This window comes from Pedobacter sp. WC2423, assembly GCF_040822065.1.
Taxonomy (GTDB): domain Bacteria; phylum Bacteroidota; class Bacteroidia; order Sphingobacteriales; family Sphingobacteriaceae; genus Pedobacter.
Genome location: NZ_CP162005.1, coordinates 867,622 through 885,101, shown reverse-complemented (window position 1 = coordinate 885,101; position 17,480 = coordinate 867,622). Strand labels below are relative to the sequence as shown.

Sequence of the window (17,480 nt, the reverse complement as noted above, 5' to 3'; positions counted from 1 at the left end):
ACAATGAGTAATTATTCTTTGAGTACCAGGGCCTGCAAAATCGCAATCGCAATATGTTTTTTCTCTTTACAAATAAATGCGCAGGAAAAGCTCTATCCAAATACATTTCCGCTGGATCAGGTGAGTTTGACGAACGGACCTTTTATAAAAGCCAGGGATCTTAATATTAAAACACTGCTGAAATACGATGTAGATCGAATGTTAGCGCCATACCTGAAAGAAGCTGGCATTCCTGTGAAAAAAGCAAGCTATAAAAACTGGGAAGGATTAGATGGACATATCGGGGGTCATTATTTAACTGCCATGGCGCTTAATTATGCGTCTACAAGAAATGCCGAATGCAAACGCAGAATGGACTACATGGTTGCAGCACTCAAGGCTTGTCAGATCAGGAACGGCATTGCTTATCCTGACTGGGGTGCTGGTTATGCAGGTGGAGTTCCCAATAGCCATGAAATATGGCCGGCATTTAAAAAAGGCGATTTTAAAGCTTACCGCACTGCCTGGGTTCCATGGTACAATGTACACAAGATGTATGCGGGATTAAGGGATGCCTGGTTGTATGGAGGTAATCAGGATGCGAAAGATGTATTTTTGAAGTTTTGTGACTGGGCAATTGATATAACATCAGCACTGTCTGAAAAGCAAATGCAAGCTATGCTTGATACCGAGCATGGGGGAATGAACGAAGAATTGGCAGATGCCTATCAAATCACCGGCAACAAAAAGTATCTGGTTGCTGCAAAGCGTTTTTCCCATAACCAGCTCTTAACCCCAATGGCAGCGGGCCAGGACAATCTGGATAACAAGCATGCCAACACACAGGTGCCAAAAGCTATTGGATTTCAACGCATAGCTGAATTGAGTCATGATGATCAATATACGAAATCCAGTAATTTTTTCTGGGAAACAGTTACCAGCAACCGTACGCTTGCATTTGGTGGAAACAGCAGACGCGAGTTTTTTCCGAGTGCAGCAGCGAGTACAGACTTTGTGAATGATGTGGAAGGGCCTGAATCCTGTAACACCTACAATATGCTTAAACTTACAGAAGGCTTATTCAGGGAACAGCCCGATGCAAAGTATGCCGATTTTTATGAGCGTGCATTATACAATCATATTTTATCGACTCAACATCCTGAGCATGGAGGATACGTTTATTTTACACCGGTAAGACCGAGGCATTACAGGGTTTATTCTGCGCCAAATGAGGCCATGTGGTGTTGTGTAGGAAGCGGCATGGAGAATCATGGTAAGTATAACGAGTTTATCTATACGCATACAAAAGATTCCTTGTATTTAAATTTGTTTATCGCTTCAAAATTAAACTGGAAGGAGAAAAATATAGCGTTAAAACAAGAGACTTCTTTTCCTGACGAAGAGCAGTCTACACTGACCATTACAGCAGGATCTGCAAATTTCACATTGATGCTGAGGCACCCATCGTGGGTAAAAGAAGGTACTATGCAAATTCTGATTAACGGTAAAGTAATACCCTATAAAAAGCTTCCCTCCTCTTACATCGGCATTCAGCGAAAATGGAAAAAAGGGGATGTGATCAAGGTAATCATGCCCATGCAGACTACAATCGAGCAAATGCCAAACGTTCCGGAGTATGTTGCCATTATGCATGGTCCTATCATGCTGGCTGCAAAAACAGCAACGGAACGACTGAAAGGACTGGTTGCGGACGATAGCCGTTGGGGGCATATTGCCAGTGGCCAGAAGCTTCCTGTTGACAAAGCACCTATCATTATTGAGGATAACATTGCAGCAATTCCGGGAAAGATCGTCCCTGTAGCCGGGCGGCCGATGACTTTTGCATTCGCCAGTGAAAAAATTATAAATTCAGAGACATTGGTGCTCGAGCCTTTTTATCGTATTCACGATGCCCGGTATATGGCCTATTGGATGAGGTTAACTCCGGCACAGTATGTTAATTACCTGGATTCAGTGGCAAAAATAGAAAAGGAGAAACTGAAGCTGGATCAGCGGACAGTGGATTTTGTAGCACCAGGCGAGCAGCAACCAGAAGTTGATCATGCCTTACGCCAGGAAAACTCCCGTACCGGTAGTAATGCTGATGAATTCTGGCGTGATGCCAATAACGGAGGATATTTCAGTTATAACATGTCCACTCAGGGACTTACTGATTTATCACTTAATGTCAGGTACCAGTTTGCCACCATAGCCGGGAAAAAGTTTGAGATTTATGTTGATGACCAGAAGCTTAAAGTAATTGATCATACTGATGACACAAAGAAATCTGGTTTCTATCACGAAGAATACCTTATTCCAGCAGCAATGCTAAAAGGTAAACAACAGGTAAGAATAAAATTTCTTTCGGTTTCGGGAAGTGATACAGCCCCGGTTTATCGTGTCAGATTGGTTAAAAATAATTAGGCACCGTTTAAAATAATAGATATTAAATAATTAGCCGGCGCCTTTTCAGACTATAGTCCGGTGCAAATATTGATCATAACTAACGAAAGAACAATTAAATTTAACTTCTATGGCGGAAAACCCGATTAGTGTTGTGATAAAAAACATAGTCATTCCCGAAGTTTACAGCTTTCGCTATGGACAGCACTCGCATGACCAAAGGTTTTTTGAACTCAGGTTCCGGCAAGCGCTGTTAGGCTCACCCTTGTCTTTTGCAAATGACGATGCAGCAACTTATATTCATCAGCCGATGACACTCCAGTTCCAGGGTGCTTTTGGCAAAATGAGATCGGTCAGTGGTACGATTGTGAATCTGGAATTCATCAATATACCGGGACAGAACGCAGAAGTTGTGGTGAGCGGAACGATGTATGAACCATCCGGCAACTTCTCTAAATTCACCCTGGCCCTGATTGCTTTGCTGCTGTTTCCGCTGCTGTTTACCGGAGGCCTTTTTGAATATGTTTCACTAATCAGTGGTTCGCTTATCAAAACAGAAGGCACAATAAACTCGCTGCGGGAAACAGGCAGTAAAGGATTTCACAACTATACATTTAAGATTGCCCCATACAATGCTTCTTTCTACCGGTCGTATCATTCACCGGTATTCAGCACAGCCCGCGAAAACATTATTGCTTTGTCTGTGCCTGAAGATGGCAGCTATGACCAGGAGCATAAAGGTGAGGCAGTGAACTTTTATGTTTTTAAAAATGACCTGGTTAAGTTAAATGATCCCCGTGCAAAGGTTGATTTCTTTTACCTGAAGTCAGCCCTACAGCCACAGGTAAAATTTGATTATTACTATGATGTTTTAGTATATGCAACAGATAAAACCTGGATCTATATTAGCTGGATTTTTTACCTCTTTATAGAAGTCTTCTTTTTTATCTGCGCATTTTTCTGCTATAAAATGTACGCACTTGATCAGCAAACAAAAAACAGGATCATCTGGTACACCTGCGTGGTCATAGCGGCCCTGTTCAATACGGCAATACTGGCAATGATGCTGTAAAACCGAATTTATAATTCTACATATTGATGCCGAAATTTTAAATCCTTAATTCTATCTCAAACAGATGTTTTATGAAGCCTGTTAAAATTGTAACCATCCTGATCATCTTAATCTCATTATTTGGAGGTTACGTCATCTTTAAACAAACCCAGTATAATAATGCACATGACGGCATCAACTTAACATCAGAGACAATTAGCTATCCGTACAGCAGATATTGCTCCAGTGAAGGAAAGATTTATTTCAACAAGCCCGGCGTGGGCTACTTTTGGGTAAAGGATGCCGATTTAGCTACTTTCCAACCTCTAAAGGATGTCTCATACAGGGGGGACATGGGCAAGGATTCCCATCATGTTTTTTTCAAGGCAGATAAAGTAGCCGGCATGAATCCTGCAACGACAGCGTATTTAGGCAATAATTTTTGCAGGGATGGGCGGAAGGTGTTTTATGCCAATATTGAGATAAAAAAAGCAGATGCAACCTCCTTTGCACATTTGCGTAGCTATTATGCCTTCGATAAAAATCACCTTTATTATAAACAGAACATCGTATCGTGGGCTGATGTAAATTCGCTGCATCAGGTGGAATACGGACCTGATGGATCTGCCCAGGCAGATGAATACATCTGCGATGAGAAAAATGTATTTTTCAGAGGTGTAAAAATAAAGGGTGCGAATCCATTAAGATTTAAAGTATTGAACCCACCAGATGACCAGTATCAATCACAATATGCCTTCGATGGGAGTCATTATTTCAACGATCAATACATTATATCTGCAGAAAAACATAGCCCTGAAAACGGTGGCTTAAAGCTTCTCTCTCTTGACGGGGATTTCGGCTGGCACGCAATTTTTTACAGCGGAACGGATTTTTATTGCTACGATCACCAACGTCATGAACTTGTTTCCCTTGGGCGCCTTGATAATACTGCACCATTGACTAGGATTGACCGTGGAATTTACACTGACGGAAAACATGTATATTTTACATTTGGCAAATGGGATAAGACAGGTGGCCGCATGCCCCATTACACAGGGCATACAACAGGTATCTGTGCAGTAGATGGAGTTGATGCCAGGAATTTTAAGGCTTCCGGTAGCAATGTCACTATGGAGGGCAAAGCAGGAACTCTTTACCTTTGCGGAAACCAAAATTATTTTCATCCTGAATACAGAAACGACGGTAACTACAATCAGGCTTTGATGATTCTTGGAACTGACGGAAAAACAAAGGAGCTCCCGATAAAGAATGCCCTGTCGAAATCAATCGACGACTATGAAGGCCCTTCCATATTTAGCACGGAATTTTATAAGCGTTTATTTAATCCGGGTTGGGACGACCAGGAGTATTAATATTCATCCCTTTACGCCCAATTCTTTGAATTGGCACTAGCGCATCGCACAGAGAACTATTGTTGAGGTTTATCTATTTTCTTCCTATATCCATAACACATTGTTTATCAGGCTGATTTTATCTGGCTCATTAATGTTTTGAATTAGCTTGCCTTAAAATTGCAAGAACACCAAATTTGCGCAATGTTGTTTCTTTTTACCATTCAGACAGGCACCATTTTCATAAAATTTAAATTTTGTTGTAATAAATTAAAGTGATGGCTTACTAATGAAGAAAAGAACCGAATATGAAAAAAGTAATTTTAGTTTTCAGCGTGATTTTAAATGTGGCCATTTCTGCATATGCAAATGGTTCGAATGAACCTTTTAAAGTACAGGTAAGTGGTAAAGGGCAACCGATGTTGTTTATACCCGGCGCAACCTGTAGTGGTGAGGAGTGGCAAAGTACAGTAGCGCATTACAATAAAAAATTCGAGTGTCACGTTTTCACACTTGCCGGATATGCTGGTGTTCCTCCAATGACTGAAGGCCCGTATCTAAGCAAGTTCAAATTGGCCTTGATGGATTACATCAAAACCCGAAAACTTAAAAACGTCATTCTCGTTGGCCATTCGATTGGTGGCTTTCTTGCACTCAATATTGCAGCTGAAATGAAAGATGGATTGAGCCGGGTTGTTGTAATCGATGCAATGCCTTTTTACGCGGCGGCAATTAATCCTGCTGCTCAAAGGGGTTTTAAGGAAAGCCAGGCAATAAAACTTCTGGCGCAATACAATGAGATGAGCGATGCAAAACTCAAAGCCTACCAGTTAAACGTTGCCAAAAGCTTATGTGCAGATTCAACAAAATGGGAAGCGATCGCGACCTGGGGAGCACAATCTGACCGGAAAACAATGGCCTATACTTTTACTGAAATGATGAGTGATGACATTCAGGACAAAATTGCATCGATAAATGTCCCGGTACTGGTACTGGCTGCTTTTAAAGAATCTCCGCAGTATATTGGTTTTACCCGCTCTTATGTTAGCGGAGTTTTCCAAAAGCAGTATGCGAAATGTAAAACCTGTACCATTCAGGTGAGCAACGACGCCAGGCATTTTATAATGTTTAATGAGCCACTCTGGATGTTAAACCAAATGGATAATTTTATCACCAAATTATAAAAGACACTGTGCAACAGAACAATCGCGATCAGCAGGAATTCTTTAATGAATTAGTCAGGGCCAATCATGCGAGTATTTATCGGATTTGCAGAGCCTATTTGTATGATGTTTCTTATGCCGACGATTTATATCAGGAAATCCTTTATCAGATCTGGAAAAGCATTCAAAGTTTCAAAGGAAAATCGAAAGTAAGCACATGGATTTACCGCATCGCGATCAATACTGCTATTGGTTTTAATTCCCAAAATAAGCGACATGATCATTTGTCTATTCCTGATGCCTATCAAATGCCTGATATCGAATATATTCCGGAAAAGATGGAACAGGAAGCGAAACTGGAAAAACTCAGGTTTTGTATTAGTCAGCTTGCTGCGCAAGACCGGCTTATCATCTCGCTTTTATTGGAACAGAAAAGCTATAAAGAAATCGCTGAGATTACTGGTGCAAGTTTAACCAATACAGGCGTAAGAATAAACCGGATTAAAGAACGATTACTTAACCTAATGGAGGATAAAAAATGACAAATTTCGAGGAACTTCAGCATAGCTGGCTTTCACAGTCAATAGAAAAAAACACTACAGATAATATCACTCCTATTTTACAAGATAAATTGGAAAAACATCAGCGTAAACTCCGGAGGTCTAACCTTTTCATGAGCGCCGGCTTCGTGCTTGCAGGATCAGTAATTGCCTGGGTTTACCTGACCTACCACCAGCAATACCGTTGGCCTTTTGATGTAAGCATTGGTTCGGTCATTTTCCTCATGGTTGTTTTTGCGGTTTTAAGCTGGAAAAGTTACAGCTTCCGGAAAGATCAGCGTGACGTTGCGGGCATCGATTACCTGGATAATCAAATTGGAAAACTGAAATGGCAAAAAAAAATGCTAACCAGTTATGTATGGGTGTATACTGTATTATTATGGCTTGCTATGGTTGGTTATATTATAGAAATTACAAAAAGGGGCAGTTTGCTTTTTACCTTTACCGCTCTGGCCATCACTACGATTTATATTGCAGGAGTCTCTATATGGAGCAGGTTTTATAAACAAAAAAAACAGTTGAATGCTATTGACGAACTGCTTAAGAACTTTGAACAGATGCGCGACGAAATTGGATAGGTGATATCAATACATGAAATTAATTTCGACCATGTAAGCAATAAAGTTTACTATCCAGTGCTTTTAACTGTAAAATTTACGATTTCGACAATGCGATCATCTATCTCATTTACGCTATTTCTGATCACTTTTAACAAGGGATAAGTCACATCGTATCCATCCATTTCCATCAGATTAAGCATGCCTTTGATTGTTGCTACCGGTCTGCGAAATTCGTGGGACTGTATAAATGCAATATGGCCGAGCTTACGCTGCTGGGCTAAAGCGGTTTGCTGAGAGGCTATTCTTTTGGAAATGTCGATGGAATTATAAGATATGCCGATAATTTCACCGTCGTTGTTTCTGGCTGGATCATAACTGGATATGAACCAACCGGAGTATACACCAAAATTATGTAAAAGTTCCAGTCTGATACTTTCTCCTGATAAAGTAAGCCTGCAATTCTCCATAAAATGAGCCATATATTCAGGATCAATAAACTGTTTAATATCCATGCCTGGTTGTATTTCAACATCATAAGCCTTCTTGATTAAATCTTTCACTGCTTTATTACAGCAAATGATGTTCAGATCCTTATCCAGCAATAAGTGATTGCTCGTAGTGCTTTCAAAAAATGAATTCATTTTCAATTCAAGCTTTTTGGCATTCACATATTGTTCTTTTAAAAAGTAAATATTGCTTTCAAAATCCAGCAACTGGATAACCTGTTTAGCTAAGTTTTGCAGCATTTTTGTCTGGATTCCGGTAAGTTCTCCTGGATTTTTATCAAAAACACATAAACTTCCCAGTGTTTGTCCGTCATCAGTGGTTAGCGGTGCACCTGCATAAAAGCGGATACCGGCCTCTCTTGTTACCGCAGCATAATTTTTAAAATTAGGGTCCAGTTGCGCATCTGGAACAATCATTATATGCTCGCTTTCCACTACGAAATGACAAAAGGATTGATCCCTGCCAGAGCTGGGTATAAACCGGTCATTAAACAGAATATATTCTGTATCCTGACCTATTAGCGTGATCAGCGCGTTGGGTACGCCGCAGATATCTGCAGCTAGCTGGGCAATTTCTTTGAATTCTTCCTGTTTATCAACCTGAACCTTTAGAAATCTATTTACCGCCTCCAGTCGTTTTAATTCATTATATGGCATTGAAAAGCGTAGTTTAATTAATGATTACTTATATGGAAGAGTTAATGAGGAAGGCACATACCCAATGTTGCGTTCGTCTGATAAAATAATTAAACTCCCTTTGTTCAAAAGTTCATTACATGCTTTTTCCAGTAGTTCAAACTCAATGATACCATCGGGATAGCCTTGCTGTTTCATCTTAGACATTGCACCTTTGATAACTTCAAGAGGATGATGTAAGTCAGCTGAGAGTATACGATCAATCTGACGAAGAGATTCTCCTTGTTCTAAGACCGTTTTTTCATCCCTTACCATTTGTGTAATATCAGTTGCACTATAAGTAACACCTGTAATGGCCCCCATCGAATCAAAAGCAGGCTCAAAAATAAGCTGCCATGGGTTATTTCCTTTTGACGGGTTGATGATGGCTTCAATATTGACATTTTCTCCCTTTAATGCGCGTTTACAATTCCTGATAAACTCCTCAACAAATCCAGTTTCAATGTAATCATTCACCTCCATGCCTTCTGCAATGGTGAGCTGGTAGTTGCTCCTGAGCAAATTGACCATGGCGTTGTTAAAAGAAAGTACACGCAGTTGAGTGTCGAGCAGCAAATGACAGCAACCTGAACTTTCAAAGAAAGAGCGGAGCTTAATTTCTTCTACACGTGAAAATTCATATTGTTCTTTCAAGAGCTGCAGGCTGGCATCAAATTCCAGCAAGCGGGTAACCTGGCGGGCAAGCCGGTGCAGCATCTTTTGCTCAATGGTTGTCAGTGTTTTAGGCTGTATATCGTACACGCATAATGTACCTATATTATAGTCATCGTGAGTAGTTAATGGTGACCCTGCATAAAAGCGGAGGTGAGGGTTCTGAACTACAGATGGATTATTCTTCACCCGCTCATCTACCAGTGTATCGGGAATAATCAACAGTTCTTTTTGTATAACAGTATACTTACAAAACGTATCAGTAAAAGAAATTTCGCTATGATCAGTACCGGCTTTGAATTTGATATGTTGTGTCTGATCATCCATAAATGTAATCATCGCTATCGGTACATTACATATATTGGCTGCCAACTCGACGATTTGCTGCAGCTCGTCCTCTCTATCAATCTTCCTATGCAAAAAACGATTTACTGTATTGCCCGTTTTTAATATACTATCTGACATATCTTAATTCCTGTTTAGTAATCATAAGCCCACAATGGTGAACTAAATTTTATTAAACATACGTAAGCTCTCTGCAAACAGTTTCTTAACAAACCCCAAAACGAGCAGGATCAATTTTGCTGCGAAAAAACAAGAAGAGGAACAAGAGGCATTAAAACCAATAGGAATAAAGCAGGATCTTAAAAAACCCGCCCAATTATTAACTGTATAAAGCGTTTTTAAATCTTTTGGCTAATAGGCCAGTTGCTTGATCAGGATCAATTTCTCCAACAATGATACCAGATCTCCCATAAACTTCATGGAGTACACAATTTCCAGAAGGGTCGATTAATGAACTGGCTGATTCAGGATAAAGGGATGAATAATTAACGCTGGCAAAATAAATCGTGTTTTCCAAAGCTCTCATCATCATTGCTTTTTCATAGTATGGATTGCTTTTATTGCCCCATTCCGTTAGCTTTACTCCATTCGTATTACTTCCGGAAAAGTGAGGATGAAAAACGATCCGGGCACCGTTTTGTGCAGCCCACCTTACTGATTCAGGATAACGAAATCCTTCATGGCATATAGTTATACCAAATTTGACATCTTTAATTTCAAATATAAATCTATGCGTACCCGGTACCCAAATAGTGTCCTCTGAAGGATCTAGTTGGTTTTTAGTTTGATAACCTAATATTTCACCTTTTTCGGAAACAACATAAGCCAGGTTGACAAGTTGTTTATTCATATACCAATCCATAGGAACAATTATGGCAATTGAGTTCTCAGCCGCAATTCTGCATACTTCGTTTAATGCCCTCTCCAGGTTTGCGCTGGTCTGGTCTGCTTTTGAATAGCCCATACCTGGATATCCTGGAAGATAAGACTCTGGAAAACAGATTATTTCAGCATTCATATCAGCTGCTTCTATAGCCATCTTCTCGAGTGTCTGTAAACCCTCACTCAGATTTTTCGGAAATGGAGGGGAAGCTAAAGCTATTTTCATAAATAAGGATAATTTAAAAATTTAGTGAAACTTATAGATAAGCTATTAAACAAGACTATAGCACCTTTGCAAATTATAAAAAAAGCTCCTTTTTTGAGGTTTTAAAGTTATTTTTATCCTATTTAAAATTCCTTCCTCCATAAAACACCTCTTTTGAACTGTCTTCGCGAATTTGCGTCTTCTTCTTTTGTGTGGTTCCAGGTGCCTGAGATCAGCCCCTACTTGTTGTATAAAGGGTTAATATAGAAAACATTGGAGATTAAAAACTGTTATTAATCTATAATATAAGTATTTTATATACCATAAAACGTTTGCAACCCATGATGAAACAGACCAAGAAAACCGTTTTTTTCGCAGTATTGCTCTCGATCGCTCTTTTTGCTCTGGGACTCTTTACTTTTGACAAATTTATCTATTTAGTGCTTCCAGAAGCTGCCGAGGTATCTTATCATCTTACAGACCTTAATAGAGAATTATGGACAACATTGTCTTTTTCTCTGGTAATTGGACTGATGCCCATTTTGGTATTGGCAACCTGGATGTTGGCTCCCATTGTTAGTGCGAATAAAAAATGCGCCAGCATGATTATAGTAATGATATGTACGGTTCTGGCAATTTTTGCAAGAAAACAGCTGCTCAGCTCATATTTTAGTGGAGTTTCAAAAAACTTCAGTTTGTCCCCTGATAAAATAGATATCGGTTATCTTATCGATCAAATGAATTTTGAATATTATATATTCTTGGGAAGCTGTATGGGATGCCTGATTTCTTATTTTTTACTAAAGGAAAAAAGAATACAGCGATAGGTGACTAAAAGATATGTCTAAGGCATTTTAATCCTTGAACATCCTAAAAATTAAACTCTTGTGCATTCCACTATAGCGCGAATTCTTTCGTCAAGGACATTGGTAGCTTTTTCCATTTTTTGTAGTGAACCATAATTTTCGAAGTATCCCTCCATTTGAAGCAGTGCTAAAATCCCCTTAATATTGGCCACGGGTTTACGTAATTCATGAGATTGTAAAAATGCCGTTTTCGTCAAACTGTCCTGGTGACTTAACAGCTTATTTTGCTGTACAATACGATCTGTAACATCTGTTGAATTAAAGGAAACACCAATAATTTCTCCTTCAGAATTTTTTGCAGGGTTGTAATCAATATCACACCAAATCGACGTACCTCCAAATTGCATCAATCTTTCATGCCTCACCTGTTCACCAGCCAGTGCCCGATTACAATTGACTATAAAATCCTGCATATAAACTTTCCCGACAAATTCCGTAATCTTCATTCCCTTTTTAATGGTGATATGATACTCTTTATAAATAAAATCTCTCAACCTTTTATTAAAAGCCAGGATAATGTACTCCCGGTCAATGATAATATGTTCAGAGGTAGAGCTTTCAAAGAATGATCTAAGTTTGATCTCTGTTTGTTTTGTCTGGATAAACTGTTGTTTCAGTAATGCCAGTCCAGATTCAAAATCAAACAAATTAATCACATGCCTGGCCAGCATCTTAAGCATTTTTAAATTAACAGCTCCTATTTTCCCTGGAATCTGATCGATTACACAAAGACTCCCCAAATTGTAGCCGTCATCTGTAGTTAACGGTACTCCTGCATAAAATCTGATATTGGGATTCCCGGTTACCAGTGGATTATTATTAAACCGTTCATCGTTTAATGTATCTTCTACAACGAAAAAATCAGGTTCCAAAATGGTATGATTACAAAAGGCATCTGCCATGGGCATCAGCGTAAAGTCAAGGCCCTGATTGAATTTAATATATTGCGTATCTTCACTAATCAGAGCTATCAATGCCGTTGGTGTACCACAAATCTCAGCAGCTGTTTTTACAATTTTCTGTAATCTATCAGCTACACTGATTTCCAAAGTAAGATATCTATTAACAGCTTCCAGACTTTCAAGTTCTTTCAGTGGCATATTTGTAAAATAAATTATTCTTAAGTAACAGTTATGATCTTTGCTTTCTTTTCCTTCAATTCTGCAACAGCCAATTGGAGCAGGTGAAATTCTTCCACTTCGCCCGTTGATATCATCTTTTTGATTTCTTCCGCTTCCTGAATGATCTGATCAATCGGCCCGGCAAGATCATTCGCCTGGATATCATTAATCTTAATAATGGCGTCAGCCTGGTTATTAAGTTGCCTTTGATTGATGACACTGCTGGTGATGTCTGTGGCATTGAGTGAAACCCCGAAAAGTTCACCATTGGAATCTAAAGCTGATTCATAGATCATATACCAGCAGATCGTTCCTTGGGTATAATCCAGGTGGCGCTCTACTTTAATCACCTCACCTGACAGTGCCCTGTTGAAGTAATCAGTAAACTCTTCCAAAAAGGATGCAGGAACATAATCTTTTATACTTATCCCTTCTACAATTTGGGGCTGATCATTTGCAACTATGAAATTTGCCATAGTTTGGTTAAAGGCTATTACCTGCATATGCTTGTCCATGAGTAAATGGCAAGAACTGGAGCTATTAAAATAAGTTAACAAAATACTGGCATTTTCATTTGACTCTTCATACTTCTCTTTTAAAATTTGCAGGGTTACATCAAACTCTAATAAGTTAGTAACTTGCTCAGATAAACTACGTAAAATCACTTGCTGAAAGTGAGATAATGAATGGCTTTCTAAATCAAAAACACAGAGCGTACCAATTGCATTACCTTTTTCACTGATCAGCGGCATGCCTGCATAAAATCTTAAATAGGGACCGGACTGAACAAAAGGGTTATTTAAAAACCTGTCATCCTTGATGGCATCCTCAACAATATGCAGGTCAGCATAATGGAGGGTATGCTGGCAGAAAGTGTCATTATAATCAACCAGATCAATATCAGCTCCGGTATGGAATTTAATAAATTGCGTTTCACCATCCATTAAAGTAATCAAAGCAATGGGTGATCCGCAGACTTCAGCAGCAAATTCCACAATTTCCTGTAGTTCCTTTTCTTTACTTATATTTAGTTTCAGAAAACGATCAACATCGGCCAACCTTTTTGGATTATAGCGGTTCATATGATAATAGTCAACATTAAACAATATACGAATTATAGTAAAAATCTGAATTTCATTTGTGATTAATTTTTTTCTTTTTTTAGCAAAAAAGACAAAATTAATCCCATGCTGCCCGATTGTCTCAAAATAAGTCAGTAAATATATTTATTTCTTCAGTTAACTCCTCTAACAGAACATTCATATTCAAATCGGGTTGATCTTTAATCATTTCCACTTTCCTTGCTATTTTTGCCAATCTGGGCAAACCTGCCGAAACAGCAGTACCATATATTTTGTGCCCTTGTGCAGAGGCCTCTTCAGGTGAATTCTTTTCTACGGCCTTTCTAAGCACGGCTAAAGATCCAGCCAGTTGTATTTTGGTCAGGGCGATAATTTCAGCAATAACCACCTGATTATCTCCAATATGTTTTTTTAAGATATCAGGATCGAAATGTGGTAACTCATCTTTTGCCATCTGTGATTCAGAACTAGTACTAAAGACACTAATATGCAGCCATTTCTTAAGAATTTGTACAATCGTCTCTTCCACTACAGGCTTAACTACAAAATCATCCATTCCTGAAGCAATACAGCGTTCACGCTCATTCTTTACATTCCCGGCTGTCAAAGCAATAATTGGGGTTCTATACTTACTTTTTTCCAATTTCCTGATCTCAACCGTTGCGTCATATCCATTCATTTGCGGCATTTGTACATCCATTAAAATGAGGTCTGGTCTGGTCTTATTAAAATGCGCTAAAACCTCAATTCCATTTTTCGCCTCTATGACCTCCGCATTCACAGCCGCCCTTTCAATAATGATTTTGGCCAGCATCATATTCACTGGATTATCATCAGCAACCAGGATCCTGAGTTGTGCTGTTGTTATGATTGGATCATCATCCTTCAATAGTAAAGGAGATGTTTTTTCCTTTAATTGGATACGCGATAGCAGCTCATAAAATTCTGTCATCTTAACTGGTTTGACCAGGCGGGAATTTACTTTCAATTCTTCACATCCTTTTATAATTTTTTCATCGTCCGAAGAACTGAATAGTAAAACAATGGGTTGTAAAATTTCTGTATCATTGAAACTTTCCCTGATCTGGCGTATAGTATCCAGACCATCCAGATAAGGCATATGATAATCCATTAGAATAATATCGAACTTTTCACCTGATGCCAGTATCTGCAAAGCTTCAAATCCATTTTTTGCCTGTCTGCTATTGATACCTTTATACAATAACATCTGTTCCAGGATCACTCTGTTATTTAAATTATCATCAACAATTAATGCATTTTTGAGCATGCTGATGTTTTCCCATTCTTTAGGTTCACCTTTTTCACATTTCAGCCAGATTTCAAAATAGAATTCGCTTCCTTTTCCAATAGTGCTTGTCAATTCCAGCTTGCTGTTCATCAGCCCCAGGAGTTTATTGGTAATCGCCAGGCCAAGGCCAGTGCCACCGTATTTTTTCGTAGTAAACCCGTCTTCCTGGGCAAAAGCTTCAAATATCTTGTCCTTTTTATCCTCTTTTATTCCAATACCTGTATCTCGTACTGCAAATCGAATCAGGGATAGGCCTTCCTGCTCCTTTACAACATCTATTTTAAGTTCAATTTCACCTTGTTCTGTAAACTTTGCGGCATTTCCTAACAAGTTGATCAGTATTTGTTTTAAACGTATCGAATCAGCCCAAATAAATCTGGGCAAATCATTGGAGAGATTGAGCAGCATTTCCAGGCCTTTCTTTTGTACCTGATAGGTAATTATATCGGTAGCCTGGCCACTAATCTCATAAATATCACACTCCTCAACGTCAAGTTCGAGTTTACCTGCTTCTATCTTGGAAAAATCGAGAATATCATTGATAATACCGAGCAAAGCAGTCGCCGATTGATTGACGATAGATAAATATTGTAATTGGGTATCTGTTAGCTTTGTTTTCAAAACCAGATCTGTAAAACCAATAACCCCGTTTAAAGGAGTTCTTATTTCATGGCTCATATTTGACAGGAAATCTGATTTTGCCACGCTGGCTTGCTCAGCAGCTAATTTAGCCTGTTCCAATTCATTTCTCTGATTAACCGCCGCAGTAATGTCCTGAGTAAATATGATCATTCCACCAATGGAACCATCAGCCTCTGACCAGGGCCGCATTTCCCAGTTGATAAATTCCTGATTGCCAAACCCCTTACCCAGATAACGGTCCTCTTCCATTCTTTCTATTGCTCCTTTTAAGATACGTTGATGCCGCTCTATGCCAGCCGCTGTAATAAAAGGAAAATGAGTATAGTATGATGTTCCGATGATCTCCAGTCCTGCAAGATTATAATCTTCCAGCCATCTGTTGCTCACGGCAATATAGTTCATGTGTTTGTCAAGCATTGCCACAGCCGCAGGAGCATGAGCGGCAAAAGAACTGAGTAACACCCGTGCGCGCTCGGCCCTTAGTTCTATTTTCTTTCTCTCGTCTATATCCTGGAAAGACCCATATAATCTTTTACATACCCCATCCTCGAAAAGAGCATTCCCTATTGCTTTTACCCAAATTTCTTTACCTGTAAAAGTGGTAATTTGTATTTCTATTGCCCATCCCTCCCCAGTTTGAATGGCCAAATCAACTGCTTTTAAAATCCGGTCCCGGTCTGTCCCCTCTTTATAATAAAGGACAGCGGTATCCATAGCAGGCTCAAATTGCTCAGGAAGCTCGTGGATCTCCCTGGTTACTGTTGTCCAAAATAATTTTTGCGTGGAAAGATCAAGTTGCCACCCTCCCACTCTTGCCACTTTATTGGTTTGCTCCAGCATTTCGGTTAATTGAACCAAACGTTCCTCCATAGATTTACGTTCGGTGATATCCAGCGCATTGGCAATCACATAGGCAGGCCGCCCAGCTATATTTTCCAGCACATTATTGAACAATAATGTGCGAAGTGAACCATCTTTATGCCTAACTAACATCTGTCCGGACCCATGACCGGATTGCTCGATTTCAAGAAGATATGCTGTTAGATAGTCGTGTCTTTCTTTGGGAATAACATCAAATAAGCTCATTTGACCGATCTCTTGAACGCTGTAACCCAAAATTGCAGCACCAGCACCATTAACCGTAATAAATTTTCCGGCAAGGTCGTGTGTAGTAATCAATCCCTGGGAATTTTCAAACACGGCCCTCAAATTGGCTTCTTTTTCAGCTAGTTTTTCCTCATTTGCTTTGATGCTGGTTATATCCCGGCCAACGGCAAAAAGATTATCGGTATTCTTTTCTGGAGTAATTACCCACTGAAATATTTTATAGGTGCCTGTTGAAGTGAGTAGTCTATGCTCAAAATTGACAATCGAAATCCCCTTTCTCAACTTTTCCATTTCATTTTCAGTGATTTGGAGGTCTGCCGGATGAACTAGTTCAAAAATATTCTTGCCTAAAATATCAACTTCACGCCAGCCCAGCAGATTTTCAAATGCTGGATTTATTTTCTTAAAGTAGCCGTCTGTACCAGAGATACAGATCAGGTCATTAGACAATAAAAAAAGCTTCTCAAAATTTCGGAGCTCCTCTTTCAATCTGCGATCTGTAATCAATTGCATGACCTCCAAACTGAGTAAACGAAGTGCTTCCTTTTGTTGTTCACTTAATGCGTTAGGTTTCCTGTCAATCACACAGAGCGTCCCCAAATTATATCCCTTAGGATCAATGAGCGGGTAACCCGCATAATATCTTATATGTGGTTCACCCAGCACTAAATCGTTATCCTTAAACCGCTCATCAAGGGTAGCATCATGAATTTCAAATAGGTCATTATCCATGATCGTATATTGGCAAAACGCGAGTTCCCTGGAAGTATGATCGACTTCCAGGCCTACTTTAGATTTGAACCATTGACGGTCCTCGTCCAGCAGGGTAATCAGCGAAATGGGAACTCCGCAAATGTTAGCAGCAATGGCGGTGATCCTGTCATATTCCTCTTCAGATAAAGAATTGAGTATTTCGTAATTCTTCAACGCTTTCAGGCGTTCATTTTCATTTTCAGGTATTGGAAATTTCACCATTTCGTTTAAGAATTTGATGATCCAA

General features: G+C 39.3%; 13 protein-coding genes. 7 read left to right on the top strand and 6 right to left on the bottom strand.

Annotated features, from left to right (window positions below):
• Nucleotides 1-3: 3 nt before the first annotated feature.
• The 6 genes from AB3G38_RS03270 to AB3G38_RS03245 all read left to right on the top strand — a co-directional run bounded on the left by AB3G38_RS03270 (nt 4) and on the right by AB3G38_RS03245 (nt 7,086).
• A complete protein-coding gene (locus AB3G38_RS03270; RefSeq protein WP_367867072.1) occupies nt 4-2,403 on the top strand; it encodes a beta-L-arabinofuranosidase domain-containing protein in 2,400 nt (799 codons plus the stop codon).
• Nucleotides 2,404-2,512: 109 nt separating this feature from the next.
• On the top strand, nt 2,513-3,454 hold the full coding sequence (locus AB3G38_RS03265; RefSeq protein ID WP_367867071.1) for a hypothetical protein: 942 nt from the start codon (nt 2,513-2,515) through the stop codon (nt 3,452-3,454).
• Nucleotides 3,455-3,525: 71 nt separating this feature from the next.
• Nucleotides 3,526-4,806 carry a DKNYY domain-containing protein gene (locus tag AB3G38_RS03260; RefSeq protein ID WP_367867070.1) on the top strand — a complete coding sequence of 427 codons (1,281 nt, stop codon included), beginning with the start codon at nt 3,526-3,528 and terminating at the stop codon, nt 4,804-4,806.
• A 287-nt stretch (nt 4,807-5,093) separates the two neighbouring features.
• Nucleotides 5,094-5,969 carry an alpha/beta fold hydrolase gene (locus AB3G38_RS03255; protein WP_367867069.1) on the top strand — a complete coding sequence of 292 codons (876 nt, stop codon included), beginning with the start codon at nt 5,094-5,096 and terminating at the stop codon, nt 5,967-5,969.
• Nucleotides 5,970-5,977: 8 nt separating this feature from the next.
• Nucleotides 5,978-6,490, top strand: a complete 513-nt coding sequence (locus AB3G38_RS03250) for an RNA polymerase sigma factor (protein ID WP_367867068.1) — start codon at nt 5,978-5,980, stop codon at nt 6,488-6,490.
• Nucleotides 6,487-7,086: a hypothetical protein gene (locus tag AB3G38_RS03245; RefSeq protein WP_367867067.1), complete on the top strand. Its 600-nt coding sequence runs from the start codon at nt 6,487-6,489 to the stop codon at nt 7,084-7,086. Before AB3G38_RS03250 ends, AB3G38_RS03245 begins: the two co-directional genes overlap by 4 nt.
• A 50-nt stretch (nt 7,087-7,136) precedes the next feature.
• Here AB3G38_RS03245 and AB3G38_RS03240 read toward each other — a convergent pair whose 3' ends face one another.
• The 3 genes from AB3G38_RS03240 to AB3G38_RS03230 form a co-directional block, all read right to left on the bottom strand.
• Nucleotides 7,137-8,231, bottom strand: a complete 1,095-nt coding sequence (locus tag AB3G38_RS03240; protein WP_367867066.1) for a GAF domain-containing protein — start codon at nt 8,229-8,231, stop codon at nt 7,137-7,139.
• A gap of 24 nt (nt 8,232-8,255) precedes the next feature.
• The gene (locus tag AB3G38_RS03235; RefSeq protein ID WP_367867065.1) at nt 8,256-9,386 is read right to left on the bottom strand and encodes a GAF domain-containing protein; all 1,131 of its coding nucleotides are present in this window, start codon (nt 9,384-9,386) and stop codon (nt 8,256-8,258) included.
• Nucleotides 9,387-9,585: 199 nt separating this feature from the next.
• The gene (locus AB3G38_RS03230) at nt 9,586-10,374 is read right to left on the bottom strand and encodes a carbon-nitrogen hydrolase family protein (protein ID WP_367867064.1); all 789 of its coding nucleotides are present in this window, start codon (nt 10,372-10,374) and stop codon (nt 9,586-9,588) included.
• 320 nt (nt 10,375-10,694) lie between these two features.
• On the opposite strand from AB3G38_RS03230, the gene AB3G38_RS03225 reads away from it, so the two are divergent.
• Nucleotides 10,695-11,180: a hypothetical protein gene (locus tag AB3G38_RS03225; protein WP_367867063.1), complete on the top strand. Its 486-nt coding sequence runs from the start codon at nt 10,695-10,697 to the stop codon at nt 11,178-11,180.
• Between the two features lie 50 nt (nt 11,181-11,230).
• Here AB3G38_RS03225 and AB3G38_RS03220 read toward each other — a convergent pair whose 3' ends face one another.
• The 3 genes from AB3G38_RS03220 to AB3G38_RS03210 form a co-directional block, all read right to left on the bottom strand.
• Nucleotides 11,231-12,319, bottom strand: coding sequence for a GAF domain-containing protein (locus AB3G38_RS03220; protein ID WP_367867062.1), 1,089 nt, complete (start codon nt 12,317-12,319; stop codon nt 11,231-11,233).
• Between the two features lie 20 nt (nt 12,320-12,339).
• The gene (locus AB3G38_RS03215) at nt 12,340-13,422 is read right to left on the bottom strand and encodes a GAF domain-containing protein (RefSeq protein ID WP_367867061.1); all 1,083 of its coding nucleotides are present in this window, start codon (nt 13,420-13,422) and stop codon (nt 12,340-12,342) included.
• Nucleotides 13,423-13,543: 121 nt separating this feature from the next.
• Nucleotides 13,544-17,455, bottom strand: coding sequence for a PAS domain S-box protein (locus AB3G38_RS03210; protein WP_367867060.1), 3,912 nt, complete (start codon nt 17,453-17,455; stop codon nt 13,544-13,546).
• Between the last annotated feature and the right edge of the window lie 25 nt (nt 17,456-17,480).

Bases quoted from the DNA above. Each gene is read 5' to 3' on its own strand.
- AB3G38_RS03210 (WP_367867060.1), bottom strand. From the start codon at position 17,455: ATGGTGAAATTTCCAATACCTGAAAATGAAAATGAACGCCTGAAAGCG.
- AB3G38_RS03245 (WP_367867067.1), top strand. From the start codon at position 6,487: ATGACAAATTTCGAGGAACTTCAGCATAGCTGGCTTTCACAGTCAATA.
- AB3G38_RS03270 (WP_367867072.1), top strand. From the start codon at position 4: ATGAGTAATTATTCTTTGAGTACCAGGGCCTGCAAAATCGCAATCGCA.
- AB3G38_RS03220 (WP_367867062.1), bottom strand. From the start codon at position 12,319: ATGCCACTGAAAGAACTTGAAAGTCTGGAAGCTGTTAATAGATATCTT.
- AB3G38_RS03225 (WP_367867063.1), top strand. From the start codon at position 10,695: ATGATGAAACAGACCAAGAAAACCGTTTTTTTCGCAGTATTGCTCTCG.
- AB3G38_RS03240 (WP_367867066.1), bottom strand. From the start codon at position 8,231: ATGCCATATAATGAATTAAAACGACTGGAGGCGGTAAATAGATTTCTA.
- AB3G38_RS03260 (WP_367867070.1), top strand. From the start codon at position 3,526: ATGAAGCCTGTTAAAATTGTAACCATCCTGATCATCTTAATCTCATTA.
- AB3G38_RS03255 (WP_367867069.1), top strand. From the start codon at position 5,094: ATGAAAAAAGTAATTTTAGTTTTCAGCGTGATTTTAAATGTGGCCATT.
- AB3G38_RS03215 (WP_367867061.1), bottom strand. From the start codon at position 13,422: ATGAACCGCTATAATCCAAAAAGGTTGGCCGATGTTGATCGTTTTCTG.
- AB3G38_RS03265 (WP_367867071.1), top strand. From the start codon at position 2,513: ATGGCGGAAAACCCGATTAGTGTTGTGATAAAAAACATAGTCATTCCC.
- AB3G38_RS03235 (WP_367867065.1), bottom strand. From the start codon at position 9,386: ATGTCAGATAGTATATTAAAAACGGGCAATACAGTAAATCGTTTTTTG.
- AB3G38_RS03230 (WP_367867064.1), bottom strand. From the start codon at position 10,374: ATGAAAATAGCTTTAGCTTCCCCTCCATTTCCGAAAAATCTGAGTGAG.